The 25,241-nt window shown below is 72.4% G+C and carries 19 protein-coding genes; 13 read left to right on the top strand and 6 right to left on the bottom strand.

Annotated features, from left to right (window positions below; all coding sequences use genetic code 11):
* The first annotated feature begins 51 nt into the window (after positions 1–51).
* The 4 genes from ACFYXC_RS11240 (at position 52) to ACFYXC_RS11225 (ending at position 8,558) form a co-directional block, all read left to right on the top strand.
* Positions 52–2,850, top strand: a complete 2,799-nt coding sequence (locus ACFYXC_RS11240; protein WP_389549530.1) for a protein kinase — start codon at positions 52–54, stop codon at positions 2,848–2,850.
* Between the two features lie 241 nt (positions 2,851–3,091).
* A complete protein-coding gene (locus ACFYXC_RS11235) occupies positions 3,092–4,837 on the top strand; it encodes a serine/threonine-protein kinase (RefSeq protein WP_389549527.1) in 1,746 nt (581 codons plus the stop codon).
* Positions 4,838–5,032: 195 nt separating this feature from the next.
* Positions 5,033–6,655 (top strand): protein kinase, encoded by a 1,623-nt coding sequence (locus tag ACFYXC_RS11230; RefSeq protein ID WP_389549524.1) that lies wholly within the window; start codon positions 5,033–5,035, stop codon positions 6,653–6,655.
* Between the two features lie 187 nt (positions 6,656–6,842).
* Positions 6,843–8,558 (top strand): serine/threonine-protein kinase, encoded by a 1,716-nt coding sequence (locus ACFYXC_RS11225; RefSeq protein ID WP_389549521.1) that lies wholly within the window; start codon positions 6,843–6,845, stop codon positions 8,556–8,558.
* A 58-nt stretch (positions 8,559–8,616) separates the two neighbouring features.
* Here ACFYXC_RS11225 and ACFYXC_RS11220 read toward each other — a convergent pair whose 3' ends face one another.
* On the bottom strand, positions 8,617–9,450 hold the full coding sequence (locus ACFYXC_RS11220; protein WP_389549518.1) for a hypothetical protein: 834 nt from the start codon (positions 9,448–9,450) through the stop codon (positions 8,617–8,619).
* Positions 9,451–9,574: 124 nt separating this feature from the next.
* Between ACFYXC_RS11220 and ACFYXC_RS11215 the strand changes: the two genes are divergently transcribed.
* The 4 genes from ACFYXC_RS11215 (at position 9,575) to ACFYXC_RS11200 (ending at position 15,218) form a co-directional block, all read left to right on the top strand.
* Positions 9,575–10,990 carry a diacylglycerol/lipid kinase family protein gene (locus ACFYXC_RS11215; RefSeq protein WP_389549515.1) on the top strand — a complete coding sequence of 472 codons (1,416 nt, stop codon included), beginning with the start codon at positions 9,575–9,577 and terminating at the stop codon, positions 10,988–10,990.
* A gap of 420 nt (positions 10,991–11,410) precedes the next feature.
* A complete protein-coding gene (locus ACFYXC_RS11210; RefSeq protein WP_389549513.1) occupies positions 11,411–11,557 on the top strand; it encodes a hypothetical protein in 147 nt (48 codons plus the stop codon).
* Positions 11,558–11,715: 158 nt separating this feature from the next.
* Positions 11,716–13,341: a succinic semialdehyde dehydrogenase gene (locus ACFYXC_RS11205; RefSeq protein ID WP_389549510.1), complete on the top strand. Its 1,626-nt coding sequence runs from the start codon at positions 11,716–11,718 to the stop codon at positions 13,339–13,341.
* Positions 13,342–13,439: 98 nt separating this feature from the next.
* On the top strand, positions 13,440–15,218 hold the full coding sequence (locus tag ACFYXC_RS11200) for a GMC oxidoreductase (RefSeq protein WP_389549507.1): 1,779 nt from the start codon (positions 13,440–13,442) through the stop codon (positions 15,216–15,218).
* A gap of 226 nt (positions 15,219–15,444) precedes the next feature.
* Here ACFYXC_RS11200 and ACFYXC_RS11195 read toward each other — a convergent pair whose 3' ends face one another.
* The gene (locus ACFYXC_RS11195) at positions 15,445–16,107 is read right to left on the bottom strand and encodes an LPXTG cell wall anchor domain-containing protein (protein WP_389549504.1); all 663 of its coding nucleotides are present in this window, start codon (positions 16,105–16,107) and stop codon (positions 15,445–15,447) included.
* Here ACFYXC_RS11195 and ACFYXC_RS11190 point away from each other — a divergent pair.
* The 3 genes from ACFYXC_RS11190 to ACFYXC_RS11180 all read left to right on the top strand — a co-directional run bounded on the left by ACFYXC_RS11190 (position 16,076) and on the right by ACFYXC_RS11180 (position 18,724).
* Entirely contained in the window at positions 16,076–16,561 is a 486-nt protein-coding gene (locus tag ACFYXC_RS11190) for a hypothetical protein (protein WP_389549501.1), read from the top strand. The genes ACFYXC_RS11195 and ACFYXC_RS11190 overlap by 32 nt on opposite strands.
* Before the next feature lie 91 nt (positions 16,562–16,652).
* Entirely contained in the window at positions 16,653–17,867 is a 1,215-nt protein-coding gene (locus ACFYXC_RS11185; protein WP_389549498.1) for a hypothetical protein, read from the top strand.
* An 8-nt stretch (positions 17,868–17,875) separates the two neighbouring features.
* On the top strand, positions 17,876–18,724 hold the full coding sequence (locus ACFYXC_RS11180; protein ID WP_389549495.1) for a hypothetical protein: 849 nt from the start codon (positions 17,876–17,878) through the stop codon (positions 18,722–18,724).
* A 692-nt stretch (positions 18,725–19,416) separates the two neighbouring features.
* Here the strand turns inward: ACFYXC_RS11180 and ACFYXC_RS11175 are convergent.
* The gene (locus ACFYXC_RS11175) at positions 19,417–19,704 is read right to left on the bottom strand and encodes a chorismate mutase (RefSeq protein WP_388914232.1); all 288 of its coding nucleotides are present in this window, start codon (positions 19,702–19,704) and stop codon (positions 19,417–19,419) included.
* 523 nt (positions 19,705–20,227) lie between these two features.
* Here ACFYXC_RS11175 and guaA point away from each other — a divergent pair.
* Positions 20,228–21,808: a glutamine-hydrolyzing GMP synthase gene (gene guaA / locus ACFYXC_RS11170; RefSeq protein ID WP_389549491.1), complete on the top strand. Its 1,581-nt coding sequence runs from the start codon at positions 20,228–20,230 to the stop codon at positions 21,806–21,808.
* A 68-nt stretch (positions 21,809–21,876) separates the two neighbouring features.
* Here guaA and ACFYXC_RS11165 read toward each other — a convergent pair whose 3' ends face one another.
* Together ACFYXC_RS11165 and ACFYXC_RS11160 are read right to left on the bottom strand one after the other, a co-directional pair.
* Positions 21,877–22,359, bottom strand: a complete 483-nt coding sequence (locus ACFYXC_RS11165) for a pyridoxamine 5'-phosphate oxidase family protein (RefSeq protein ID WP_389549488.1) — start codon at positions 22,357–22,359, stop codon at positions 21,877–21,879.
* A 56-nt stretch (positions 22,360–22,415) separates the two neighbouring features.
* A complete protein-coding gene (locus ACFYXC_RS11160; protein ID WP_389549485.1) occupies positions 22,416–23,009 on the bottom strand; it encodes a hypothetical protein in 594 nt (197 codons plus the stop codon).
* A gap of 263 nt (positions 23,010–23,272) precedes the next feature.
* Here ACFYXC_RS11160 and ACFYXC_RS11155 point away from each other — a divergent pair, with 263 nt between their 5' ends.
* Complete coding sequence (locus ACFYXC_RS11155) at positions 23,273–24,067, top strand: class II aldolase/adducin family protein (RefSeq protein ID WP_388914245.1); 795 nt, start codon at positions 23,273–23,275, stop codon at positions 24,065–24,067.
* 85 nt (positions 24,068–24,152) lie between these two features.
* Here the strand turns inward: ACFYXC_RS11155 and ACFYXC_RS11150 are convergent, their stop codons facing one another.
* Positions 24,153–25,118 (bottom strand): DUF4429 domain-containing protein, encoded by a 966-nt coding sequence (locus ACFYXC_RS11150; RefSeq protein WP_389549482.1) that lies wholly within the window; start codon positions 25,116–25,118, stop codon positions 24,153–24,155.
* Positions 25,119–25,241: the final 123 nt, after the last annotated feature.

Here is a 25,241-nt window from a genome sequence, read left to right as displayed (position 1 = left end):
ACGGGACGCGGAACGAACGGAATTGACCAACCGGGCGGCGGGGGAGGCACCGTGGACGACTATGCGGGACGGGTACTCGCCGACCGCTACCGCCTGCCGCTCCCCCCGTCGGACGAGTACGAGTTCGCCCCCGAGTCACTGGCCTTCGACACGTACAGCGGCCAGGAGGTCGTGGTCCGTCAGGTGCCGCTGCCCGAGGTCGTCGAGGCGGAGGTGCTCGACGCGGACGGGCTGCCCGACGGGTTCGTGGCACGGGACGCCGGTGTGCGGGGACCCTCCGCACGGACCACCCGGCGGCCCGCCGAACCCGCCGTGCGACGGGCGATCGAGGCGGCGCAGGCCGCGGCGCAGATACCCGACCACCCCCGGCTCGACCAGGTCTTCGACGTGTTCGCCGAAGGCGGGTCGTTGTGGATAGTGAGCGAGTCGGTGCCCGCGCGGCAGCTCTCGGCACTGCTCGCCGAAGGGCCGCTGAGTCCGTACCGGGCCGCCGAGGTGGCCTCCGACGTGCTCACCGCGTTGCGGGTGCTGCACGCGCACGGCTGGGTGCACCGGAACATCACCGAGCGCACGGTACTCGTCTGCGACGACGGGCGCGTGATGCTCACGGGGCTCGCCGCGGGAGCCGCGGAGGAGGCCCTGTGCGGATACGACCCGGTGCCGGCCGCCGAGGGCGAGACCGGGACACGCGGGTCCGGGACGACGGGCGGCGATGCGGCGGGCCCGTCCGGTTCGTCCGGGCCGGCCGGCCCGCCCGGTGGCGCCCCCGCGCAGCTCGGCCGGGCCGGTGGCGCCGGATGGTCCGGTGGGCAGACGGTTCCCGGAGCGCGCGGACCGGACGGTGACCGTGCCGCCGTGGAGGCCGTCCGCGGCGGCGGCGCGCTGCCCGTCACGCAGGCACGGACCCAGGCGCAGGCGTCGGACATGGCGCAGCGGGCGCTGGACGCGGGCGGCGACGTACGGGCCGCGCGGGCCGGAGCCATCGCGGCCTATCGCGCGGGCGCGCGGGCCGCGGCCCGGGTGCAGGAGGAGCAGCGGGACGGCCGGAACGCGGCGCTGCCCGCCGCGCGGCCCCGGCCCGCCGGGAGCGACACCGGGACCGGCGGGATCTCCGGCCGAGCGCCCGGACCTGGCGCGGGGCACGGCACAGGTCAGGTCCCGGCGCAGATCGAGGGTCCGGCCGCAGGGCAGCTCTCCGGGCAGATCACGGGGCGGGGGGTGGAGCACACCTCGCCGCCCGGGCAGATCGCCGACCCGTACGGCGTGCGGCCGTCGGGCACGGCCGGCTCCTGGCACGGTGCCGCGCCGCGCGGCCCGGCACCCGTGGTGGGAACCCCCGGGCAGGACCGTACCCCCGCGCTGCCGGGCGGTCGCGACGGCGGCCATGGCAACCACGGCGGTGCCGGCGGCCACGGCAACGCGACCGGAGCGTGGACGGCGGAGACCGCCGCGTACGGCGCCGGGTACGCGCCGTCGGCCGACCGCGCCACCGGCACGGGTACGGACCCCGGCGCGGGCGCGGCCCCCACCTCGTGGAGTCAGCTGACTCCCACCCCGGCCCCGGCCCCGGACGGACGGGGACCGGCCACCGCGCTGGCGGCGGAGCGGGCCCGGCAGGCACGGATGGCCGTCGTGGGACCCGTCACCGAGCGCTGGGCGCCCGAGCAGGCCGGGCCCGTGCACGAGAACTGGCAGCTGGCGGCGCCCATCGGTCCCGCGACCGACCTGTGGGCGTTGGGCGCGCTGCTGTTCCGCGCCGTCCAGGGCCACGCGCCCTACCCCGAGGAGAGCACCGCCGAACTGGTGCAGCTGGTGTGCGCGGAGCCGCCCGCGTTCGCGGAGGAGTGCGGTCCGCTCAGGCCGGTCGTGGAGTCACTGCTGCGCCAGGACCCCACCGAGCGGCTGGACTTCGAGGAGCTCCGGGGCTGGCTGCGGTCTCTGGTCCGGTCGGCGCCCGAGCCCGAGGCGGGGACGTACGTCGTCGCGGCGCCCCCGATGGACCCCACCCGGCTCCCCGTCGTACGCCGCCGGGGCGAGATCGTCCGCAGGCGTCGTGCCGGGCTGCCCGCCACCAGCCCGCACGGCCGGCACAAGCGGGGCAAGCAGGGCAAGGAGGTCAAGCCCCGGCGGCTCGGCCGCACCCTGCTGCTGCTGATCCTGCTCGCCATGGTCGCGGCCGTCGCGTACGCCGTGGCGTTCATGCCGAAGACCGACTCCGGCGGCGGTGAGCGCACCGGTTCCGCGGGGGACGTCGTCAGCCCCGGGCCGTCCTCGGACACCGGCGGCGGCCCGGACGGGAACTCGGGGACCGATCCGCAGGACGAGAAGACGCCGAGCGGGGACAGCAGCCCGACGCGCTCGTCCAGTTCCACGACCCAGACCACCGGCCCCGAGCTGCCGCAGGGCTTCACCCTGCGCAAGGACGCGGAAGGGTTCCGCGTCGCCGTCGCCAACGGCTGGGAGCGGACCGGGAAGAACGGACGCGGCCAGGTCGTCTACTCGCACGGCAGATTCGAGCTGCTCGTCGTCCCCGGACGCGACACGACCGGTGAGTACGGCACCGACCCGATGACCTACCAGCGCGAGGACGAGCGCGAGCTGCAGCCGTTCCGCGACTCGACCTGGGCCACGTCCAGCGGGATGCGGCGGATCGACGTGGGCGGACGGGCCATGGCCGAGGGACAGTTCACCTGGCAGGACGCGTCGGGCCAGGAAGTCTTCGTACGGAACCTCGTGATCATCGCGGGCGGGCGGTACCACGTGCTCCAGGTGCGCGGTCCTGAGGCCGAGCGGGACGAGGTGACGCGGCTGTACGAGCAGGCGTCGTCGACCTACCAGATCACCGGCTGATGTGGCGTCATGACACTGTGCTGACAGCGCCCTTGTACGTCCGTGACGACGGTTCGGCCGGGATATCCGTGGGTTGCGGCCCGCGCTCGGCGCACAACGCCTGATCACCGGGCGGCAACCGCTCGTTCAACTGCGCGGCGACCGTCACAGTGCTGTCTCCGTAGGACCCCGCCGGTTCCCTGGGCGGGTGCCGGTCCTTAGTCTGACCCTGTCAAGACCATTGCGGGGAAACGTGAATCAGATGCAGGGCCTGCTTCTGGCGGGGCGCTACCGGCTCGTCGACTCCATCGGCAGTGGCGGCATGGGCCGCGTGTGGCGTGCGCGTGACGAGGTGCTGCACCGCGCCGTCGCGATCAAGGAACTGACGGCCGCGCTCTACGTGTCCGAGAGCGAGCAGGCCGTCCTCCTCGCCCGCACCCGGGCCGAGGCACGGGCGGCGGCACGCATCAACCACTCGGCCGTCGTCACCGTGCACGACGTGCTCGAACACGACGGCCGGCCATGGATCGTGATGGAGCTCGTCGAGGGGGGCTCGCTCGCCGACGCCGTCAAGGAGTCGGGGCGCATCGAGCCGCGGGAGGCGGCCCGGGTCGGACTGTGGGTCCTGCGCGCGCTGCGGGCCGCGCACTCCGCGGGCGTCCTGCACCGCGACATCAAGCCCGGCAACGTCCTGCTCTCCCACGACCGGCGCGTGCTGCTCACCGACTTCGGGATCGCGCAGGTCGAGGGGGACACGACGATCACGCGCACCGGGGAGATCGTCGGCTCGGTCGACTATCTCGCGCCGGAGCGCATCCGCGGGCAGGATCCGGGTCCGTCCGCCGACCTGTGGGCGCTGGGCGCGACGCTCTACACCGCCGTCGAGGGCAGGTCGCCGTTCCGGCGGACGACGCCCCTGACCACCATGCAGGCCGTGGTCGGCGAGGAGCCGGAGGCCCTGGAACACGCGGGCCCGCTCGCCTCCGTCATCACCGCCCTGCTGCGCAAGGATCCCGCCGAGCGGCCCGGGTCCGAGGAGACCGAGCAGCTGCTCGCCGAGGTGGCGGAGGGACGGACGCCGAGTTCGGCGCAGGCGTATGTGCCCACGCAGCACGGGCTGTCCGGGCCCGGGCCCGGACCCGAGGAAGCCACTCGCGTCGGCGCCTCGGGGGCGCACGGGGTTCAGGGCGGCCCGTACGCGCAGGGCGCCTTCGGTGGGCCGGCCGGCCGTGACACGTACGGCGGTCACGGCCGGCCCGCGCCCGACCCGGCCGTCGCCACCGCGCACCAGCCCGCCGTGGTCGGCGGGACCGGGCGCCGTCGGTTCCGGACGGTCGCCGCGGTCGTGCTGGCGGCCGCGCTCGTCGGTGGCGGTGGTGTGGCGGCGATGCTGTACGCGCAGGGGCGGGGGGACGGCGACTCGTCCAGGTCCTCGGACCGCTCCACGTCCTCGTCGTCCTCCTCTCCCTCGTCGTCGACGGACCCCTCCCCCTCCCCCTCCACCGGGGAGGGCGACGGGAAGCAGACCGGGGGGACCGGGACCGGTGACGTGCCCGAGGGCTGGGAGCGTGTCGACGACGCGCAGGGCTTCAGCCTCGTGCTGCCCAAGGGCTGGAAGCGTCAGGTCGATGAGGGCCAGATCGACTACACGCCCGACGGCGGGGAGCACTTCGTGCGCATCGCCGTCGACGACGGGCCGGACTTCGACAGCCCGTACCGTCATCTCGTCGATCTCGAACAGCAGTTGGAGTGGCTGAGCGACTACCGGCGGATCGGTCTGGAGGCCAATACGTTCCGCGACCGTCCGGGGGCGTTGTGGGACTTCACCTGGACCGCGTTGCCGAAGGACACGGAGTTTCCCGGGCCTCGCCGGGCGATCGAGCAGGCGTATTACAGCCGTGACGGGGTCGAGTACGTGATCTACATGTCGGCGCCGGCGGGCGACTGGGAGACGGCCCGGGCGCGGTTCGACACGATTCTGCGCGGGTGGCGGGCGCCGGGTTCGTAGGTGTCCACGGGTGTGTCGTGGCTGAACGCGCCGTTCCCCGCGCCCCTCGCGGGGCGCCCGTCACGGGGCGTCCCTTGCGCGGTGCCTCTTGCGGGGCTCTTCGCCGGGTGCGTACCTGGTGGGGTACGTCGGTTGTCGGCCAGGGCCGGTGCGTGGGCCCGGAAGGGGTAAGTCCGGTGCGGCATGATGGGGCGCATGGGGACCGAGGGGCAGAGACCGGAGGACAACGCCCGTGTCATAGCGGGCCGTTACCGCCTGGGAGCCAGACTCGGCCGAGGCGGCATGGGTGTCGTGTGGCAGGCCACGGACCAGCTGCTCGCCCGGCAGGTCGCGGTCAAGGAACTCCCCGTCGACACCTCGCTCTCGGCGGAGGAGGCCCGGCTGCAGCGGGAGCGCACCCTGCGTGAGGCACGCGCGATCGCGCAACTGCGGCATCCGCACATCATCGTCGTGCACGACGTCGTCGAGCAGGACGAACGCCCGTACATCGTCATGGACCTCCTCGAAGGCGGCTCGCTCGCCGACCGCATCTCCCGGGACGGCCCCGTCGACGCCGTCGGGGCGGCGCGGATGGGGATCGACCTGCTCAGCGCGCTGAGCAAGGCACACGGCGCCGGTGTCCTGCACCGCGATCTGAAGCCCGGCAACGTGCTGCTCAACCTGGAGGGCAGGGTCGTCCTCACCGACTTCGGGACGGCGCAGGTCGCGGGCGCGACGACGTTGACCGAGAGCGGGTCGTTCGTGGGGTCGCCCGAGTACACCGCACCCGAGCGGATGTCGGGCGTCAGGACCGGTCCCGAGTCCGACCTGTGGTCGCTCGGGGCGCTGCTCTGTACGGCGCTCAGCGGTGAATCGCCGTTCCGGCGCGACTCGTTGGGCGGGATCCTGCACGCGGTCGTGGTCGACGACATCTATCCGCCCCCGGCCGCCGAACCCCTGCTCCCGGTGATCCTCGGGCTCCTCGAACGCGATCCCGAACGGCGGATGGGCGCGGCCGAGGCGCAGCGGCTGCTGCGGACGTTCCTCGACACGGGCCGTATGCCGCTGTCCTCGCCCGGCGGTCCGCCGGTGCGGTGGGATGCCGGGCGCGACCCCGGCACCCCGGCGCCGGCGGCCCCGGAGTCCGGGCCCGCGCTCCCGCCGAGGCCCTCCTTCGCCGTCTCCTCCTCGATGCGCAACGTGCTGATCGCGACCGCCCTCGTCGCGGCGATGGCCGTGGCGGGCGTGTCGGCGGCCGCGCTGCTGATGGGCGACGGCGGCAACGGAGTGGGCCTGCCCACGGGTTCGGCCTCCTCGTCCCGTACGGCCGCGACGAGCGGGGGCCCCGGACCCACCGTCACCGGTTCCCGGCCGACGGCCTCCGCGGGCCGTACCGTGCCCACGGGATACCGTCTGGCCAAGGACACGGGCTTCTCGCTCGCGGTCCCCGTGGGTTTCACCCGCGAGGCGCAGGGCGAGCGGATCTCCTACCTGTCGGCGGCGAAGACCTTCCGTATCGGCGTCAAGGTGTCCGATCCGGAGCCCGGCGGCCCGCTCGCGGTGATGGAACGCGCGGCGGCCGGGGGGCCGGAGACCAACCCCGGGTACCGCGACGGCCGGGTCACCGAGACGACCCGTTCCGGACGTCCCGCCGCGCTCTGGGAGTTCACCTGGAACGGGTTCAGCGCGGCGGAGGGGGCGCGGCACGCCTACCAGCTGTGCTGGGAGGAGGGCGGCCGGATGTACGACGTGCTGGTGTCGGCTCCGACGGGCCAGGCGCGGGAGGCGCGGGAGTACTTCGACGTGGCCGTCGACACGTTCACCCGCACGGGTTCCTGACCCGCACGGGGCCGGCGGACGGGGTCGGCGGACGGGCCGAGTGACGCCGGTCGATGAGCCGTACGGCCCGGTTCATGCGCCGCATCGCCACATAAACGGCGCATAAGGCGCGCCGTGCGTCACGGGTCTGTGACCGGAAAGCGCCCAGGGTGGAGCGGAGGCGCCCGCCGCGATAAGGATGGACCCCATGAGCAGCAACGGGGGAGCCCCTTACGGACCCGACGAGCCCACCAGTTTCGGTCTGCAACCGCCGCGCCCGCCGGTCGCCGTACCGCACCCGGGGAACCCGTACGCCACACCCGCCCAGGTGGTGCCCGACGCGCGGGTGCCCCACCCGGGGACTGCTCGGCCGGTCCCGCCGTCCCCGTCGTCCCGGCCGCCGCAGGACCCCGGCGCCGGCCGGCTCGTCGCGGGCCGGTACCGGCTGCTCGACAAGCTCGGCCACGGCGGGATGGGCACCGTGTGGCGGGCCAAGGACGAGACGGTGGACCGGGAGGTCGCGGTCAAGGAGCCGCGCGTACCGGACCATCTTCCCGAACGCGAACGAGCCAATGTCTACGAGCGGATGCGCCGCGAGGCACGCGCCGCGGCGCGGCTCGACCACCCGGCGGTCGTGAACGTCCACGACGTCGCCGTCGTGGACGGCCGGCCGTGGATCGTGATGGAGCTGGTCCGGGGGCGTTCGCTGGGCGCCGCCCTCCAGGAGGGCACGCTCGGCGCCCGGGAGGCGGCGAGAATCGGCCTGGAGGTGCTCGGCGCGCTGGAGTCGGCGCACGCGGCGGGCATCCTGCACCGCGACGTCAAGCCCGACAACGTCCTGCTCGGCACGGGCGACCGGGTGGTCCTCACCGACTTCGGCATCGCCCAGATCGAGGGCGAGACGAACCTGACCGACACGGGCGGCTTCGTCGGCTCACCCGAGTTCATCGCGCCCGAGCGGGTGCTGGGCCAGCGCCCGGGCCCGGCGTCGGACCTGTGGTCGCTGGGCGTGGTCCTGTACGCGGCCACGGAGGGCGTCTCGCCGTTCCGCCGCAGCAACACACCCGCGACGCTGCAGTCCGTCCTCAACGCCACGCCGGCCGCGCCCAACGCGGCCACGGGACCGCTCGCGGAGGTCATCGGCGGCCTCCTCGACAAGGACCCGAACCGGCGCCCGGACGCGGCCCGCGTGCGCACGCTCCTGGAGCAGGCCGCGCGGCCTCCCCGGCCTGAGCCCACGCAGGTCGTGCGGACGGCGGCACCCGGCGGGGGACCGCACCGCGCCGGCCGCCTGGGCCGCAGGGCGTGGATCGGCATCGGCACCGGCCTCGGCGCCGTGGTCGTCGCGGTGGCGGTGGCGGCGTACCTGATGGTCGCGGACCCGTTCGCGGGCCCCCTGCCGGACGGCTGGAGGAAGGCGGACCTGAAGGCGCTGGGCGCGACGGTGGCCGTACCCGAGGGGTATCAGAAGACCGTGCCCAAGCCGGACGCGCCCAAGGACGAGCACTGGGTGCAGTTCACCGACCCGAGCGGCACCCTGTGGGTCAGTCTCTCGCTGGACAGGAAGAGCGAGGACACCACGGACGAGATCGCCTCGACGGCGTCGGCGGAGATGTACGAGGACGACACCGCCTACAAGCAGAACGGCGCCTACGGGCTGGGAATGGACTCCGACCCCGCGCCCAGGAGCGATCCCGCGGACGTCACGTACAAGGACCGCAAGGCCGCCAGGAACACGGTCGTCTACTCGAGCACGGACACCACCGACCCGCGTCCGCGCGAGATGCAGGTCCTCTACTACCGGACCGGGTCCGGCGACATGTACAAGCTCATGATCGGCTACCCGGGCAAGGGCGACTTCACCGAGCGCGGGCGCGAGGTCGCGAGGACGGCCATCGCGAACCTGGACATCGACAGGCTGTGAACCGGCGGGAGGGCGGGCGGGTCCGGCGTGTCCGCGCCCGCCCCCCGGCCGGCCGCCGTCAGCCGAGCTTGGCCGTCTGCGCCTCGACGAGCGCGGCCGGGATCTCGTAGTCGGAGACCTTGGCGTCGTCGGCGAAGGCCGCCAGGCTGAGCGTGAAGTACGTGGCGACGGTGTTCCCGTGCCGCGCGACCTCCGCGTGCACGACCGGGCTGCCGTCGGCGTCGGCGGTCGCCGCGAACGCCACCGACTCGTCGCCCTTGCCCGACGCCTTCTCGCCGGCGATCTTCTTGAACTTCTGCGGCTCGTCCTTCGCCGTGGCCGTGAACCCGCCGCCGCAGCCGTCGATCGCGGCGGAGACCGAGGACATGGTCTTCTCGGCGCCGTCCCCCTCGTACGAGGAGAGCGACACGACGGTCATCGTCGAACCGAGGGCGTCGGTGATCGAGTTCATCGCGTCGTCGAGCTCCTCCTCGGTCATGTCCTCCAGGTCCTTGGTGGGGGAGGCGCTCGCCTTCGCGGCGGGGTCCTCCTGCGCCATGCGGTTGACGTACGAGACCTCGTCGCCCGGCGCGAAGCCGGCCATGACGTACGCGAGGGGCGCGCACTTCTCGTCGACGACCTCGATGTCCTTCTTGGAGGACGCGAACTGCTCGGACCCGTCGGCCGGACCGATCTTGAAGCCCTTGACGTCGGCCGTGGCGACGATCAGCTTCTCCAGCTCGCCGTCGCTGAGGACCTTCGCCGCCGCCGGGTCCTTGGCGCCCGCCTTGTCGCCCGAGCCCGAGTCCGACCCGGAGTCGGAGCCGCTGTCCGAGCAGCCGGTCACCAGGGCGAGCGAGAGGACCGACACGACGGCGGCGGCGCCGGTACGCGGCAGCGCGAATCTCTTCATTATTCGAATGTTCCTTCGGTGGTACTGAGCTGAAGCAGGAGTCTGTGGCTCGGTCAAGGAAACGTCAAGTCGGTTCCGGGACCGGCATACTGCTGCCCTCGGTACGCGGAGAGAGGCGGCGGGCGTGAGCCTGGATCTTGACGGGCGGGCGCATGCCCGGCAGCGGTGGGCGGCCCGCAGCTCGCTGGCCGCCGCCGGTGTGGCGGTGCTGCTGCCGCTCGGGTACGCGAGGGTGGAGAGCCTGCTGCTCGTCGCGGTCGGGGCGTTCGGCACGGCGTTGACCGTGGCCGCGCTGTGGTGGGTGCTGACCCTGCGGGGGACGGCCCGCGCGGCGGCCGTGGTCCTGGCCGTCACGACGCCCGCCGCCGTCGTGTGGTTCTTCGCCGCCGAGAACCTGCTGTGGGTCGTCAGCGTGTCCCTGGGCCTGTGGGGGTTCGCCGTCTGGACCGGGAAGTTCGCGCTCAGCAGCACCAGGTCGCACACCGTGACCGTGCCGGAGCACCGGACTCCCGCGCCCGTCCGGGCCTTCCTCATCATGAATCCGCGGTCCGGGGGCGGGAAGGTCGAGCGGTTCGGGCTGAAGGAGAAGGCCGAGCGGCTCGGCGCCCGGGTCCACCTCCTCGACCCCGAGCGGCGCGAGGACGTGAGCGAACTCGCCCGCCGGGCCGTCGCGGACGGCGCCGACCTGCTCGGGGTCGCGGGCGGGGACGGTACGCAGGCGCTGGTCGCCGCCGTCGCCGCGGAGCACGGCGTGCCGTTCCTCGTCGTCAGCGCCGGAACGCGCAACCACTTCGCCATGGACCTCGGTCTCGACCGCAACGACCCGGCGGCGAGCCTCGACGCCCTCACCGACGAGGGGGTCGAACTCCGTGTCGACCTCGGCTTCGCCGACACGCACCCCTTCGTCAACAACGCCTCGTTCGGGGCGTACGCGGTGGTCGTGCAGAGCCCCGAGTACCGGGACGACAAGGTCCGTACGACGCTGGAGCTGCTGCCCGAACTGCTGACGCACCAGCGGGGGCCGCGGCTGACGGCCCGCCTGGAGGGGGAGGGCGGCACCGGGGCCGCCGTCATCGACGCGCCGCAGGCCCTGCTGGTCAGCAACAACCCCTACCGCGTGGACGATCCGGCCGGGCTCGGCTACCGCGAGCGGCTGGAGTCCGGCGTGCTGGGCGTCCTCGGCATCAGGGTCGAGAACGCCGCGGAGGCCGCCGGACTGCTGCTCGGCCGGCACTCCACCGGGCTCACGGTGCTGACCGCCCGCGAGGTGCTGGTGGACGCCGACCGCGCCGAGATCGAGGTCGGCGTGGACGGCGAGGCGCTCGTCCTCCCCACGCCGGTACGGTGCCGGATCGAGCCCGGCGCCCTGCGGGTGCGCGTCCCCGGCAACCGGCCGGGGGTCCCGGAGACCAAGCCGCCCCTGGACTGGCGCCGGCTGCGCAAACTCGCGGCGGCGGTGGGCCGCACGGCCCTGCCCGGACAGCGGGCCCTGCCGAAGGAAGAGACCGCGCCCGAACACCGGACCCCGCCGACGGCCTGACGACGACTGGCCGTCGGCGACCGGCGTGACGGCGGCCGGTCCGGCGGCGGCCGACCTGGCGGTGACCGGCGGTCGGCGGCTGGCCTGACGGCGGCCGGTATGTCGGCGATCGGCCGTCGGTGACCGGCCTGATGGCGGCCGGTCCGGCGGTGACCCGCCTGGCGGCGACCGGTCGTCTGCGACCCGCCTGACAGCGGCCGGTTCGTCGGCGACCCGCCTGACGGCGGTCGGCCTGGCGGCGGGCGGTTTGACGTCGGGGTCGACATCGACGAGTTCCTCCTTCGCGCGGTAGGCACGGGACATTGGGCGCACCAGCAGTACCTCGCTTCCACGAGCAGGGCGGCGCCGACGACCAGCCGCGCTTGGCGCTCTTCGACAACGACGAGGTCATCGAGGTTCGGCTACGACACCGAGGGCACCGTGACCCGCGTCATGGGGCTGATGATCCTCACCGACGACAGCCGGATGTACGAGCTGTGGGTGGACATGCCCAAGGGCACCCCGGACGAGAAAAGGGGCACGGCGGTGTTCGAAGGAGGGCGGGAACGCCTGGAGATCGAGCCGTGACCACGGACTCCGCAGTCTCCGCCCTGCCCTGACCGCTGTCGGACAACATCCTGATCAGGCCAATCATTGCCAGTGATCACTGGCGTCGTGTGTGTAGTCGGTGAAACCCTGTTACCGGCGGGTACCCAAAGTGCCCGAACGGGCATACCCTGCCGCTCATGACGGACTCGCAGGCCCCTGCACAGGCCCCGGCAACGACCGGCACCAACCCTCTCGCGCCCGCCCCCGAAGGCGCCCGCACGGCGGCCGACGTGGTCACGCCCGAGCTCATAGCCCAGCTCACCCGCGGGGTGGCCGGCTCGGGCCGTACCGCCAGCCACACGCCCTTCACCGGCGAGAAGCTGGCCGACCTGCCCGAGTCCACCCCGCAGGACGTGGAGCAGGCGTACGGGCGGGCCCGTGCGGCGCAGTCCGTCTGGGCCCTGACCCCCGTCAGGGAGCGCGCGGCCGTCCTCCTGCGCTTCCACGACCTGGTGCTGGCCCGCCAGGCCGAGGTGCTGGACCTGATCCAGCTGGAGACCGGCAAGGCCCGGCTGCACGCCCACGAAGAGGTCCAGGCGGTCGCCGTCGCGGCCCGCCACTACGGCCGCAGGGCCCCCTTCTATCTGCGCCCCAAACGGCACGCGGGCGCCATGCCGACCCTCACCAAGGTCACCGAGCTGCGCCACCCGCGAGGTGTCGTCGGCCAGATCGTCCCCTGGAACTACCCGCTGGAGCTCTCCGTCGGTGACGCGCTGCCCGCCTTCGTCGCGGGCAACGCCGTCGTGATGAAGCCCGACACCGAGACCTGCCTCACCGCTCTGTGGGCCCGCGACCTGCTGATCGAGGCGGGTCTGCCGGCCGACGTCTTCCAGGTCGTCCTCGGCGAGGGTCCCGTCATCGGCCCGGAGGTCGTCAGGCACGCCGACTACGTCTCCTTCACCGGCTCCACCCGCACGGGCCGTGAGGTCGCCCAGAGCGCGGCGGCCCGGCTGGTCGGCGTCTCCCTGGAACTCGGCGGCAAGAACGCCATGCTGGTCCTCCAGGACGCCGACATCGACAAGGCGGCGGCCGGCGCGGTCCGCGCCTGCTTCTCGTCGGCCGGCCAGCTGTGCATCTCGATCGAGCGGCTGTACGTCCACGAGTCGGTCGCGGAGGCGTTCCTGGAGCGGTTCGCCGCGCGGACCAGGGCGATGCGGCTCGGCACGTCCCTCGCGTACGGCGCCGACATGGGCTCGCTGGTCGGCGAACGCCAGCTGGAGACCGTGACACGGCACGTCGAGGAGGCCGTCGCCAAGGGCGCGACGGTCGTGGCCGGCGGGGTCGCGCGCCCGGACATCGGCCCGTACTTCTTCGAGCCGACGATCCTCGACGGCGTCGAGGCGCCGATGGCGGTCTGCGGCGAGGAGACCTTCGGCCCGGTCGTCTCCGTCTACCGGTTCACGGACGAGGACGAGGCGATCGAGGCGGCCAACGCCACGGCGTACGGCCTCAACTCCTCGGTCTGGACGAAGGACGGCCGCCGGGGCGCCGCGGTCGCGGCCCGGCTGCGTACCGGCACGGTCAACATCAACGAGGGGTACGGGCCGGCGTACGGCAGCGTCCAGTCGCCGATGGGCGGCATGAAGGACTCCGGCCTCGGCCGCCGCCACGGCTCCGAGGGCATCCTCAAGTACACGGAGGCCCAGACGGTGGCCCAGCAGCGTCTGCTGCCGATGGCCCCGTCCCTCGGCATGGACGACGAGAAGTACGCCCGGTTCATGACCCGCAGTCTCAGGCTCATGAAGGCGCTCCGCTTCAGGTAGGCGCCCCGAAAACTCCAGGCAGGCGCCCTGAAGAGGGGCGCGGTGAACTGCGCGACCAGCCACATACCACCCGCACGGACACTCGACGAGGAGCACACGTGCCTCAGGACACTTACGACTACGACGTCATCGTGGTCGGATCAGGCTTCGGCGGATCCGTCACCGCCCTCCGCCTGACGGAGAAGGGCTACCGCGTCGGCGTCCTGGAGGCCGGCCGCCGCTTCACCCGCGACACGCTGCCTAGGAACTCCTGGGACCTCAAGAACTACCTGTGGGCGCCGAAACTCGGTATGTACGGCATCCAGCGCATCCACCTCCTCGGCAACGTCATGGTGCTGGCGGGCGCGGGCGTCGGCGGCGGCTCCCTCAACTACGCCAACACCCTCTACGTACCGCCGAAGCCGTTCTTCGAGGACCCGCAGTGGAAGGACATCACCGACTGGCAGGAGGAGTTGCAGCCGTACTACGACCAGGCGCAGCGGATGCTCGGCGTACGGCTCAACCCGACCATGACCCCGTCGGACGTCCACCTCAAGGCGGCCGCCGAGCGGATGGGCGTGGGCGACACCTTCCACCTGGCGCCGGTCGGTGTGTTCTTCGGCGACGGCAGGGACGCCGACGGGACTGTGGAGGCGCGGCCGGGACAACAGGTCGAGGACCCGTACTTCGGCGGCGTGGGCCCGGCCCGCAACGCGTGCGCCGAGTGCGGCGAGTGCATGACGGGCTGCCGGCACGGCGCGAAGAACACCCTCAACGAGAACTATCTGTACCTCGCCGAGAAGGCGGGCGCGGTCGTGCACCCCCTGACCACCGTCGTGGCCGTCACGGACGACTCGCGGGGCGGGTACGCCGTCTCGACGCTCCCGACGGACCGCGGGCGCAAGGACGAGGGCCGGGTCTTCAGGGCCCGCCGGGTCGTCCTGGCCGCCGGCACGTACGGCACACAGACCCTGCTGCACCGGATGAAGGCGAGCGGCCGGCTCCCGCACCTGTCGAAGAGGCTGGGCGAGCTGACCCGTACGAACTCCGAGGCGCTGGTGGGTGCGCAGACCGACAACCGCCGGTACCGCAAGGCCACCGGTCAGGCGAAGGTCGACTTCACCCGCGGGGTCGCGATCACCTCCTCGATCCACCCGGACGCCAACACCCACATCGAGCCCGTCCGCTACGGCAGGGGCTCGAACTCGATGGGCAGCCTGTCGATCCTCCAGGTCCCGTACACGGAGGGCTCCTCCCGCGTCCTCGCCTGGCTGGCCAACGCGGTGCGGCACCCCAGCCGGATGGCCCGTTCGCTGTCCAACCGCCGCTGGTCGGAGCGGACCATCATCGGCCTCGTGATGCAGTCCCTGGACAACTCCCTGACCACGTACCTGAAGCCGAAGGGCGCGGGCAAGGGGCTGCTGACGGCACGCCAGGGCCACGGCGCCCCCAACCCGAAGCAGATCAAGGCGGCGTCGGCGGGTGCCGACGCGATAGCCGCCGAGATCAACGGCTTCGCGGGCTCGAACGTCGGCGAGCTGATGGGCATGCCGCTGACCGCCCACTTCCTGGGCGGCTGCCCGATCGGCGCGTCCGCGGACGAGGGCGTCATAGACCCCTACCACCGGCTGTACGGGCACCCGGGCATCTCCGTCGTCGACGGCGCCGCGGTGTCGGCGAACCTGGGCGTGAACCCGTCGCTGACCATCACGGCTCAGGCCGAGCGCGCGATGTCGTACTGGCCCAACAACGGGGAGGCGGACCCGCGTCCCGCGCAGGGCACCGCGTACGAGCGCCTGAAGCCGGTCGAACCGCTCGCGCCGGCGGTCCCCGCGGACGCCTTCGGCGCCCTGAAACTCCCGTTCCTCGGCATGCCCGCGATGCCACCGAAGAAGTAGCCACCGAGAGAACCGAAGAGAACCGAAGAGAACCGAAGAGAGAAAGACGAAGGACCTGCGCCCCCCTCCGAGTGCAGGTCCTTCGTCCGTTGCGCATACAGCGCCTCACGCCTCACGCGTCTTCAACGGGCCCCGTGAGGGACCCGGGCCCCGCAAGGGGCGCGGGGAACGGCGCGAGCGGCCCCCACCGGCCCGCAGCCGAACCCCGCCCCCTCGCGGGCAGCGATCACGCGTCGGCGCCGGCCTTACGGCGACGAGCGACGACCACCGCACCCGCACCGGCGAGCAGCGCGACGCCACCCACGAGACCGATGGTCGGCAGCGCGGAGTCGGAGCCGGTCTCGGCGAGGCTGCCGGTGACCTCAGGCGTGTTGGTCCGGTCGGGCTTCTGGTCCGAGATCGGCGCCTTGCCGCCTTCCTGCGGCTCGGTGCCGTCGGTGTCCGTGCCCGCGGCCACGATCTGGAACTTGTACGCGACCTCGCCGAAGCCGGTGCACTGCGCGTCGTCGTCGCCGTAGATGGTCGCGCCGAGCGAGAAGCCCGCGCCGACCGGGGCGTCGGCCTTCACGTTGATACGCAGCGGGACGTTGACCTCGTAGTCGGGCTTGAGCTCGTCGGTGTAACCGACGAAGCCGACCGCATAACCCTCCTCGTCGAGGTTCTCCCAGACCTTGGCGTCCGGGTTCCACGCCTGGAGCTGTACCTGCTTGCTCTTGAAGAGGTCCGTGCCGTCCACGTCGGCGGAGGCGCCGGCCAGGAAGTCGAGGTTCTGCAGCGTCGAGTCCGAGGAGTTCAGGACGTTCAGCGAGAACTTGTGCCAGCCGCTGCCCACGGCGATCTTGCCGGGCAGGCCGGTGATGCTGACGTCGACCGAGGTCTCCTCGCACACCGACGGCTCCGGGTCCGGAGTCTCCGACGGCTCGGGCGCGGAGGTGCTCGGCGCCGGGCTCGACGCGGGCGCGGACGTGCTCGGGCTCGCCGACGGGGTGGCGGACTCCGACGTCGAGGTGCTCGGCGAGGCGGACGGGGAGGCCGACTCGGAGACGGACGCGGACGGGCTGGCCGACTCGGACACCGAGGCGCTCGGGGTCGGGGTGGTCGCGAACGCGGCCGGAGCCGACAGCAGTGCGAGCGGGGCTATGACAGCCGTCGTGGCGGCAGCGGCCATGACACGGCGAATCTTCATGAAGACCTCGGAAAGTCCGGTGCGCCGCTACGCAGCGGCGCGAGATTTGGGAGGCCAACGCGTGGCGGTCGCGGGTATGGCCGTTGATTCCGCAAGTGAGACCTGTGACGCCTGTGAAGGGTTGTCCTGGAACTCACACAATTTTTATGTGCGCTGAGTCACATCTGAGTTCGACTTGTGAACATCCGTGTCCACGCCATACAACTGACCTTCGTTTGGGCTGTCGATGGGGGAGAGGCACGAGCGCCGTGAGTGAGAAGCCGTCCGGGACGTCACCCGGGGAACCCGAGGTGCCCGGCATACCCGGAGTGCCCGCGGAGAGAGCGGGCGTGGATCCCGACCCGTCCGTACCGGACGACGTGTGGGCGCGGTTCGTCCAGGACAGCGAGCAGGACATCCGGGCCTCTCAGGCACCCAAGGAACCGTCGGCGCGTGCCCGCATGGTGACCGAGCGGCTGCGGCAGCAGGAGGCCCGCGGCGAACTCCCCCAGGGCTGGCGTACCGGACCCGCCGGACACGGGACGCACGGACCGGGAGCCCGGCGCCGCAAGGTGTGGACGGCCATCGGTGTCGTGCTCGCCGCGGCGGTGGCCGTCGTGGCCATCAAGCCGTCCCTGCTGCCGGGCGACCCCTTCGGCACCGCCTCGGACTCCGCCGCGGGCTCCCGGTCCGCGGCTCCGCTGCCCGCGGAGACCGCCCCCGAGACCGCGGCCCCGGGCTCCGTGCCCGGGACGCCCACCCTGGACGAGCCCTTCGCCGGTTCCCCGGCCGTGCGGTACGCCGACGGCGCCGACGGGATCGTCCTGCCGGAGGCGAAGGCGGTCGGCGTGTTCTCGAAGGACCAGGTCGCCCGGGCCCTGGAACAGACCAGGGCGCTGCTCGTCGACGCGAACCTCGACCGCGTGACGCTGCTCGGCGGCACTCCCGAGACCGTGCTCGACAAGGTGCTCGACCCGAAGCAGCCCGAGATGATCGACGACCTGCGGTCCCAGCTGCGCAAGCCGGGCAAGGGCCACGATCCGCTGCACTTCGTCAGCCGCTTCGACCCCGACGAGGTGCGGCTCGTCGGTGACGTGGTCAAGACCCGTGGCCGTACGACCTTCGAGGCGGGCGAGGACGGGGCGGTGGACATCCACACCGACTACACCTTCGTCTACGCGGTGGCCCCGGCCGACCCGGACTCCACCGAGGTGGCCCGCACCATCGTCCGCCGGGTCATCGACCTGCGGCTCGCCGACCCGGCGAAGTACCAGGTCACACCGGGCAGGCTGGCGGTCGTCAGCAACGACAACGACATCTTCAACTCCGCCTGCCTCGCCCACGACGGCTTCCTGCACCCGCGGCTGGCCACGACGGAGGCCACGGACCCGCCCCCGAGCGGGCCCCCGGTCGACCCGTACGACCGAAGCCGGGAGATCGACGACTCCGGAGCCGAGACGTGTGGGACGGTGTCGCGGACATGATGACCAGGATGAACATCGGGATCTCGCGGCCCCTCGTGGCCGTGTCGGTCGCGGCCGTCCTCGGCTGCACGGCGGCGTGCGGTTCGGGGTCCACCGGCCAGGACGGGAAGCCGTCGCGTCCGGCGGCGGCCGAACGAACGGCGGGCCAGCGGACGGCGGACGGCGAGAGGAAGGCGAGGCGGCCCGCCCCTCGCAGCCCCGGGGCCGACGGCACCTCCGCCGCCCCGGACGGGCGGGGCACGCCGGGCACCCCGGACGCGCGGAAGGCGGCCGGTCCGCTGAGTGAGGCGCAACTGAAGAAGGCCGCCCTCGTGACGGAGGACGTCAAGGGCTACGAGGTCAAGGAGTCGGACGGCGCGGAACTGCTGGGACAGTCGGTGCCGGCGACCCCGTCGGCGTGCCAGCCGATCGCCGACATGTTCCTGTTCACCACCGACCCCGTCCCGAAGGCCGGAGTCAGCCGCGGTGTCGGTTCGAAGGACGACCTGGACGCCTCGGTGACCACGCTCACCCTCCTCTCGTACGAGCCCGGCGGGTCCGGCGGGTCCGACGCGGCGGACGAGGTGATCAAGAGCCTGCGTTCGGCGGCGAAGAACTGTACCGCGTACCGGCACGCCGACTACGACTACCGGGACGTGAAGGCGCTGGCCGCCCCGGACCTCGGTGACGCGTCCGTCGCGTTCCGGCTGGTCGCCTCGATCGAGGGGGCGGAGGTCCCCGCCGCGTACACGGTCGTCCGCGACGGTACGACGCTGGTGGCCTTCAGCTCGATGAACATGCTGGACGCGGACAAGGCCGAGGTGCCGGTGAAGCTCGTGAAGGCGCAGCTGGCGAAGCTGGCGAGGACGGCCGGCTGACGTGCCCCGGGCCGGACAGGCAGTCCCGACAGGCAGTCCTGACGGGCAGTCCTGGGATATGGCGCAGAGGGACGACGGGCGAAGGGCCCCGCGGGACGATCCGCGGGGCCCTTCGTGGTCAGCACCGACGTCAGGGCAGCGCCGGTGCCTGGGGAGCGGCGCCGGGGGGGGTAGCGCCGCTTCTGGCTTGTCCGCCGGTCGGCGCCCCGGCGCACCGGGGGGGGTGCGAGTGGTGTCGACCAATGGCGGTAGGGCGGTGCAATACGGATGTCTGCTGCGGACTCGGGGTTGTTCCAGCATCGTGCTCGATGGGCCACGGCCTCCGCAACCGTTTCGACCGCCCTTGGACAGATTCCGCCCCTTGCACAGATTCCGCCGGTCGGCTCCGGGCGTCCCCGGAGCCGACCTTCTCTGACGTGACCGGGCCGCTGTCCCCTGCCGTCCGGTCACTTCTCCGGAACGAGGTCCCACGGCGCACATCCGTACGCCTCTCGTCCCGGCGGAGCCACGCGTGGTTCTCCGGGCCCGTCCCTGGCCGGCACGGACACCGGGACAACGGGGGTGGCCGCCGGACGGTCACGCGCCGTACGAGTGAGGAGGCATGCGTACGTGCGTGCACCGGACGTCCGTCGTACGCGGCTGTCGTACAGGCGTACTGCCGTACGGGAAGCGGTGCGCCGTGCCGTTCGCGCTCAGACGCGGCCGCGGCACAGCTCCAGCAGCGTCATGGCGAGCGAGGTGCCGGGCCTGCCCAGGGCCTCCCTGTAGTGGCCGAGCACCTCCATCTCGCGCGACAGGTTCACGCGGCGGCCGCCGGAGGTGATCCGGGCCTCCTGGATGACCGCCGAGACGGCCATGCGTTCCTGGACCAGGCCGATGATGCGGTCGTCGAGGGCGTCGATGCGTTCGCGGGCGCCGGTGATCACGCCGGCGGCCTCTTCGGTGCGGGCGCCGGTCCTGTCGGGGGTTGCGGTGCTCATCTGCCGGGCTCCTGTTCGGGTGGGGTGCCCCGGAGCGGCAAGGTCCGGACAACGCAGGCGCCCCGGGCCTTGTCGGCCCGGGGCGCCTGGGAAGTCGCTTGTCAGTTGCTCAAGCAGCACGACCATGGCAGCCGGTGGGCCGGATGCCATAGGTAAAGACGAAGGTCTGGTGCGTGAGCATGGGAGCAGTATGCCCGGCCGGGCCGGACCGGCCAACCCGGCCCGCATCCTGAGACGCCCACGCCCACGCCCTCGCCCCCGCCGCCCCTTCCCGTCCCGACCCTGGGGGCTGCCGCCCCCAGGCCCCCGCAATCGCGCTGCGCGCTCGTCCTCAATCGCCGGACGGGCTAGAAGTATCTAGCCCGTCCGGCGATTGAGGACCGGGGGTTCGGGGGCAGCGCCCCCGAGTCGGGTACGGGAACGGGTAGGGGCGGCGGGGGCGAGAAACCCGGCGCGGGCACTCGCCCCGTCACCCCCGTTAGAATCAGACCCACAGCCCCGCAAAACCGCCGGAAGGCAAACCGTGCCAGAAGCGTCCCCCGTCGCCCCCGCCCCCGACACCGTCCTGGTCGTCGACTTCGGAGCGCAGTACGCCCAGCTCATCGCCCGCCGAGTCCGCGAGGCCCGGGTCTACAGCGAGATCGTCCCGAGCACCATGCCGGTCGACGAGATGCTCGCCAAGGAGCCGGCGGCGATCATCCTCTCCGGCGGCCCCTCGTCCGTGTACGCGGAAGGCGCCCCCAGCCTCGACCGCGCGATCTTCGAGGCCGGCGTCCCCGTCTTCGGCATGTGCTACGGCTTCCAGCTGATGGCGACCACCCTCGGCGGCACGGTCGACAACACGGGCGCCCGCGAGTACGGCCGTACACCGCTGCACGTCTCGAAGTCGGGCTCGACCCTGTTCGAGGGCACCCCGGACGAGCAGTCCGTGTGGATGTCGCACGGCGACGCCTGCAGCGCGGCCCCCGAGGGCTTCGCGGTGACGGCCTCCTCGGACGTCGTCCCGGTCGCGGCCTTCGAGAACGACGAGAAGAAGCTGTACGGGGTCCAGTACCACCCCGAGGTCATGCACTCCACGCACGGCCAGCAGGTGCTCGAACACTTCCTCTACCGGGGCGCCGGCCTGAGCCCGGACTGGACCACCGGCAACGTCATCGAGGAGCAGGTCGCGCTGATCCGCGAGCAGGTCGGCGACAAGCGCGCCATCTGCGGCCTCTCCGGCGGCGTGGACTCCGCGGTCGCCGCGGCCCTCGTGCAGAAGGCCATCGGCTCGCAGCTGACCTGCGTGTACGTCGACCACGGACTGATGCGCAAGGGCGAGACCGAGCAGGTCGAGAAGGACTTCGTCGCGGCGACCGGCGTCCAGCTGAAGGTCGTGGACGCGGAGAAGCGCTTCCTCGACGCGCTCAAGGGCGTCTCGGACCCCGAGGAGAAGCGGAAGATCATCGGCCGCGAGTTCATCCGGGTCTTCGAGCAGGCCCAGGCGGAGATCATCGCGGACGAGGGCCCGGAGGTGGCCTTCCTGGTCCAGGGCACGCTCTACCCCGACGTGGTCGAGTCCGGTGGCGGCACGGGAACCGCCAACATCAAGTCGCACCACAACGTCGGCGGGCTTCCCGAGGACATCGAGTTCCAGCTGATCGAGCCGCTGCGCCAGCTCTTCAAGGACGAGGTCCGCATGGTCGGACAGGAGCTCGGCCTGCCGGAGGAGATCGTCCAGCGCCAGCCGTTCCCCGGGCCCGGGCTCGGGATCCGGATCGTCGGCGAGGTCACCAAGGAGCGGCTCGACCTGCTCCGCGACGCCGACGCCATCGCCCGCGAGGAACTGACGGCCGCCGGCCTCGACCGCGACATCTGGCAGTGCCCGGTCGTGCTGCTCGCCGACGTCCGCTCCGTCGGGGTCCAGGGCGACGGCCGCACGTACGGCCACCCGATCGTGCTGCGGCCCGTCTCCTCCGAGGACGCGATGACGGCCGACTGGTCGCGGCTGCCGTACGACGTCCTCGCTAAGATCTCGACACGCATCACGAACGAGGTCGAGGAGGTCAACCGGGTCGTCCTCGACGTGACGTCGAAGCCGCCGGGCACCATCGAGTGGGAGTAACCCCCCCACCCCCACGTCCTGAACCCTTCTGAGCCCTTCTGATCCCTCCAGGCCATGTCCTGGAGGGATCAGGTCCGCCGGACCGTGCGTACCGGCACGCCCGGTTTCCAGATCTCGACGACCAGGTACGTGTCGTCCTCGACGTAGGTCCGTACGACCTCCGTCAGCTCGGTGCGGAAGAGGTGGAACGGCTCCGGCGGTTCCACCTCTTCCGTGTACCCGGCCCTGACCGCCGGATCGTGGACCTCGACGGCCCGGCCCGCGATCCGTACGTCGCCGCCGCCCATCCCCGTGCCAGGACCGGGATTCGCCTGCAGCGCGAACCGCGCGTCCCTGCGCAGGTCCAGCGCCTTGACGGAGTCCGGCATCATGCCGAGCCACACCTCCCCGCCGAGGAACCGGACCTCCAGGCCCGAGGTGCGGGGCGATCCGTCCTTGCGGAGGGTCGCCACGACATGGTGCGTGAAGGCCGCGAACCGCTCCTCGACGGCCTTGGCCAGTTCCGGTTCCGCGGCGACGAAGGCCGCCCAGTTCGACGTCGTACGAGTCATGCGACGAGTCTGACGCCGATACCCGACATCTTCTGTCGTCTTTCAGCGTCGGCTTTTCAGTGTCGTCTCTTCGGCAGCGAGCCGCGTGCGGTGCGCCCGGTGACGCTCCGGCCCGCCGACCGCAGCCGCCGGGCCAGCCGGTCCTTGCGCACCGACTCCAGACGCAGGAACACCGCGAACACCGCGGCCATCGTGGCGCTCGCGGCGAGCGAGGCCCGCCAGCCGGCCGGAATCAGCACCACCGCCATGAGGGCCGCACTGGCGGTCATGAACACGGCCTTGCGGCGCAGGTCGAGATCCTCGTCCATGGCGTCGAACTCGATGCGGGCCCTGAGCAGGTTCACCACCGGCGCCACGTCCGGCAACGGCTTCAGTGTGCCGGGCCGCATGCCCGGGGCGCGTCCGGCGGCGAGCCGGCCGAGAGCCGCGGTGCTGCGCTCGCGGGCCTCGGGGCGGGGATCCCGGACCAGCCGGACCTGGAGTGTCTGGCCGAGTCGGTTCGTGCCCTCGTACCGGAAGCCGTACTGCACGGCGATGTAGGTGAGGGCGGCGAGGCGGCGGGGGGATCCGCCGAGGTCGTCGAGGACCACCACATCGCGCGTGGCGATCTGTCGGAGCATGTCCGTGATGAGGCGCTCGGCTCGTTTCATGGGCGGAGCGGGACTCGGGACGGCGATGCGGTCGCGGGGCGCGGTCCGCGGAGCGTGTGGGGAAGGCGGTGCACGGGGGGTCCCTCCAGAGGGCGTCGGCGCCGAATGCCCGACGCGGGTGTCGGCTCCGGTCAGGCAGACCAGTAACCCCGTACAACGGTTGTGCACCCTCTTCTCCGACATCTCTGTTCTCCCGTGCGGACCGCCGGTAACTTCCCGCCCGTAACGACGTACGGAGTCCTTTCCTCAGGGCTGGAGGACATATGCACGGCCCCAAGCCGCCCCTGCCGCTTCCCACGGACAGGCTGCGGTTCGCCATGCCGCCCATGCACGAGTCGCTCGACGACGAACGCCGGCACCGCAAGGAGCGCCTGGCGGGTGCGCTGCGGCTCTTCGGGCGGCTCGGCTTCGAGGACGGGGTCTCCGGTCACATCACCGCGCGCGACCCCGAGTACAGCGACTGTTTCTGGGTCAACCCGTTCGGGATGCCCTTCAAGCACGTCACCGTCGGCGACCTGGTCCTGGCCAACGGGGACGGGCAGGTGCTGGAGGGGCGCTACCACGTGAACCAGGCCGCGTTCACCGTGCACGCCCAGGTGCACGCCGCCCGGCCCGACGTCGTCGCGGTCGCCCACTGCCACTCGGTGCACGGGCGCGCGCTGGCCGCGCTCGGCGACCTGCTCGACCCGATCACTCAGGAGAGCTGCGCGTTCTACGAGGACCACGCGCTGTACGACGCCTACTCGGGCGTCGCCGTGGACGCCGAGGAAGGGCGGCGGATCGCCTCGGCGCTCGGCTCGTACAAGGCACTCGTGCTGCGCAACCACGGGCTGCTGACGGTCGGCGACTCGGTGGACGCGGCGGCCTGGTGGTTCCTGTCGATGGAACGGTCCTGCCAGGTGCAGCTGACCGCGCGGGCGGCGGGGCGGCCGGTGCTGATCGACCACAAGCAGGCGGTCGCGACGCGGGAGCAGGCCGGCGGGGACCTGGTGGCGTGGATCAACTACCAGCCGCTGTGGCAGGACATCAGCCGCAGCGAACCGGATCTGTTGTCCTGACGTGCCGCACCAGCTGTCCGGACGCGCGCCACTCGGTGGACGCGCCCCGCATACCGGACGCACCCCGCTCACGCGGCTCGCGCTGCTAGAAGTCGCGCAGCACGGCCGCCTTCGTCATCGCGAACTCCTCGTCGGTGAGCACCCCGTCGCGGTGCAGTTCACCCAGCTCCCGCAGCCGGCGCAGGAGGATGTCGTGAATGTCCTGAGGAGGCCCCTGGAGCGGGCGGGGTGTGTGGGGCACAGGGGACCTTCGAGGCGTCCGGGGCGGCGGGCGCGACGGTACGGAGTCCTCGGGGGCCGGCGGGAGCGCGGACGGATCCGCCCGGGCGTGCTCGCCGACGCGGGTGGACGGGTGCGGGAGCCGGGCCGTGACCGCGGTCGCGACGAGGGCCGTGAGCAGATCGCGGCGCGCGCTGCCCCACAGGTCGAGAGCGAACGGGTCCTTCTCCGGCGGCAGTTTCGAGAAGACCGAGTCGTGCGTCACGAAGCGCAGGAAACCGTCCTCGTAGCCGGAGTTGGGCAGCCACTCCACCTGTACGAGGTCCGGCAGGGCGATGATGCGCGGGCCCGTCGCCCGCTTCACCCGGTCCGAGGTGTCGCTCCAGTCGATACGGACCCCGGCCCCGTCGAAGGAGACCGTGCCGTCGCTGGAACGGACCGAGACGGGCACGGGCGGGCCGGGCAGCAGATACGCCGCGGCCGGTTCCTTGGGTATCTGTTCGATCAGCAGGGCGTGCCGGATCTCCTCGGCGACGTACTCGGCGACCCCCGAACGGTCGATGTCCACCGCCAGCCGGTACGGATCGGCCGCGTCGGGCAGCCGGCCCCCGGTCGCCTGGAGCAGCGGGTCGGCGCCCTCGCGCAGTCTCAGCCGCAGGCGACCGCGCTTGCGTTCGGGTTCGTACACGACGCCGGCGACCGCTTCGAGGGGTACGGCGATCTCCCCGTACGTCTGCCGGAACAGCGGCACGGAACGGTGCAGTCCCGGGGTGATCCGAACCGTGCTGCCGTCGAAGACCCAGGTCCCGTCGCGCTGGATGATCTCGGCCATACGGAAATTCTCGCAGGCGGGTCAACACGGGCGTGCGGGGTTCACCGGCGCTGACCGGACCTGGCGGACGCGGGGGGTGTGGGGTACGGCACAATGCGTCGTCGTCACAAGGCAGTTGTACGG

The organism is Streptomyces sp. NPDC002701 (assembly GCF_042889045.1).
In the GTDB taxonomy this organism is placed as follows: Bacteria; Actinomycetota; Actinomycetes; order Streptomycetales; family Streptomycetaceae; genus Streptomyces.
This window is presented reverse-complemented; position numbering and strand designations above follow the sequence as displayed.

Bases quoted from the DNA above. Each gene is read 5' to 3' on its own strand.
- ACFYXC_RS11235 (WP_389549527.1), top strand. From the start codon at position 3,092: ATGCAGGGCCTGCTTCTGGCGGGGCGCTACCGGCTCGTCGACTCCATC.
- ACFYXC_RS11230 (WP_389549524.1), top strand. From the start codon at position 5,033: ATGGGGACCGAGGGGCAGAGACCGGAGGACAACGCCCGTGTCATAGCG.
- ACFYXC_RS11225 (WP_389549521.1), top strand. From the start codon at position 6,843: ATGAGCAGCAACGGGGGAGCCCCTTACGGACCCGACGAGCCCACCAGT.
- ACFYXC_RS11220 (WP_389549518.1), bottom strand. From the start codon at position 9,450: ATGAAGAGATTCGCGCTGCCGCGTACCGGCGCCGCCGCCGTCGTGTCG.
- ACFYXC_RS11205 (WP_389549510.1), top strand. From the start codon at position 11,716: ATGACGGACTCGCAGGCCCCTGCACAGGCCCCGGCAACGACCGGCACC.
- ACFYXC_RS11190 (WP_389549501.1), top strand. From the start codon at position 16,076: ATGCTGACGTCGACCGAGGTCTCCTCGCACACCGACGGCTCCGGGTCC.
- ACFYXC_RS11180 (WP_389549495.1), top strand. From the start codon at position 17,876: ATGAACATCGGGATCTCGCGGCCCCTCGTGGCCGTGTCGGTCGCGGCC.
- ACFYXC_RS11175 (WP_388914232.1), bottom strand. From the start codon at position 19,704: ATGAGCACCGCAACCCCCGACAGGACCGGCGCCCGCACCGAAGAGGCC.
- ACFYXC_RS11165 (WP_389549488.1), bottom strand. From the start codon at position 22,359: ATGACTCGTACGACGTCGAACTGGGCGGCCTTCGTCGCCGCGGAACCG.
- ACFYXC_RS11160 (WP_389549485.1), bottom strand. From the start codon at position 23,009: ATGAAACGAGCCGAGCGCCTCATCACGGACATGCTCCGACAGATCGCC.
- ACFYXC_RS11155 (WP_388914245.1), top strand. From the start codon at position 23,273: ATGCACGGCCCCAAGCCGCCCCTGCCGCTTCCCACGGACAGGCTGCGG.
- ACFYXC_RS11150 (WP_389549482.1), bottom strand. From the start codon at position 25,118: ATGGCCGAGATCATCCAGCGCGACGGGACCTGGGTCTTCGACGGCAGC.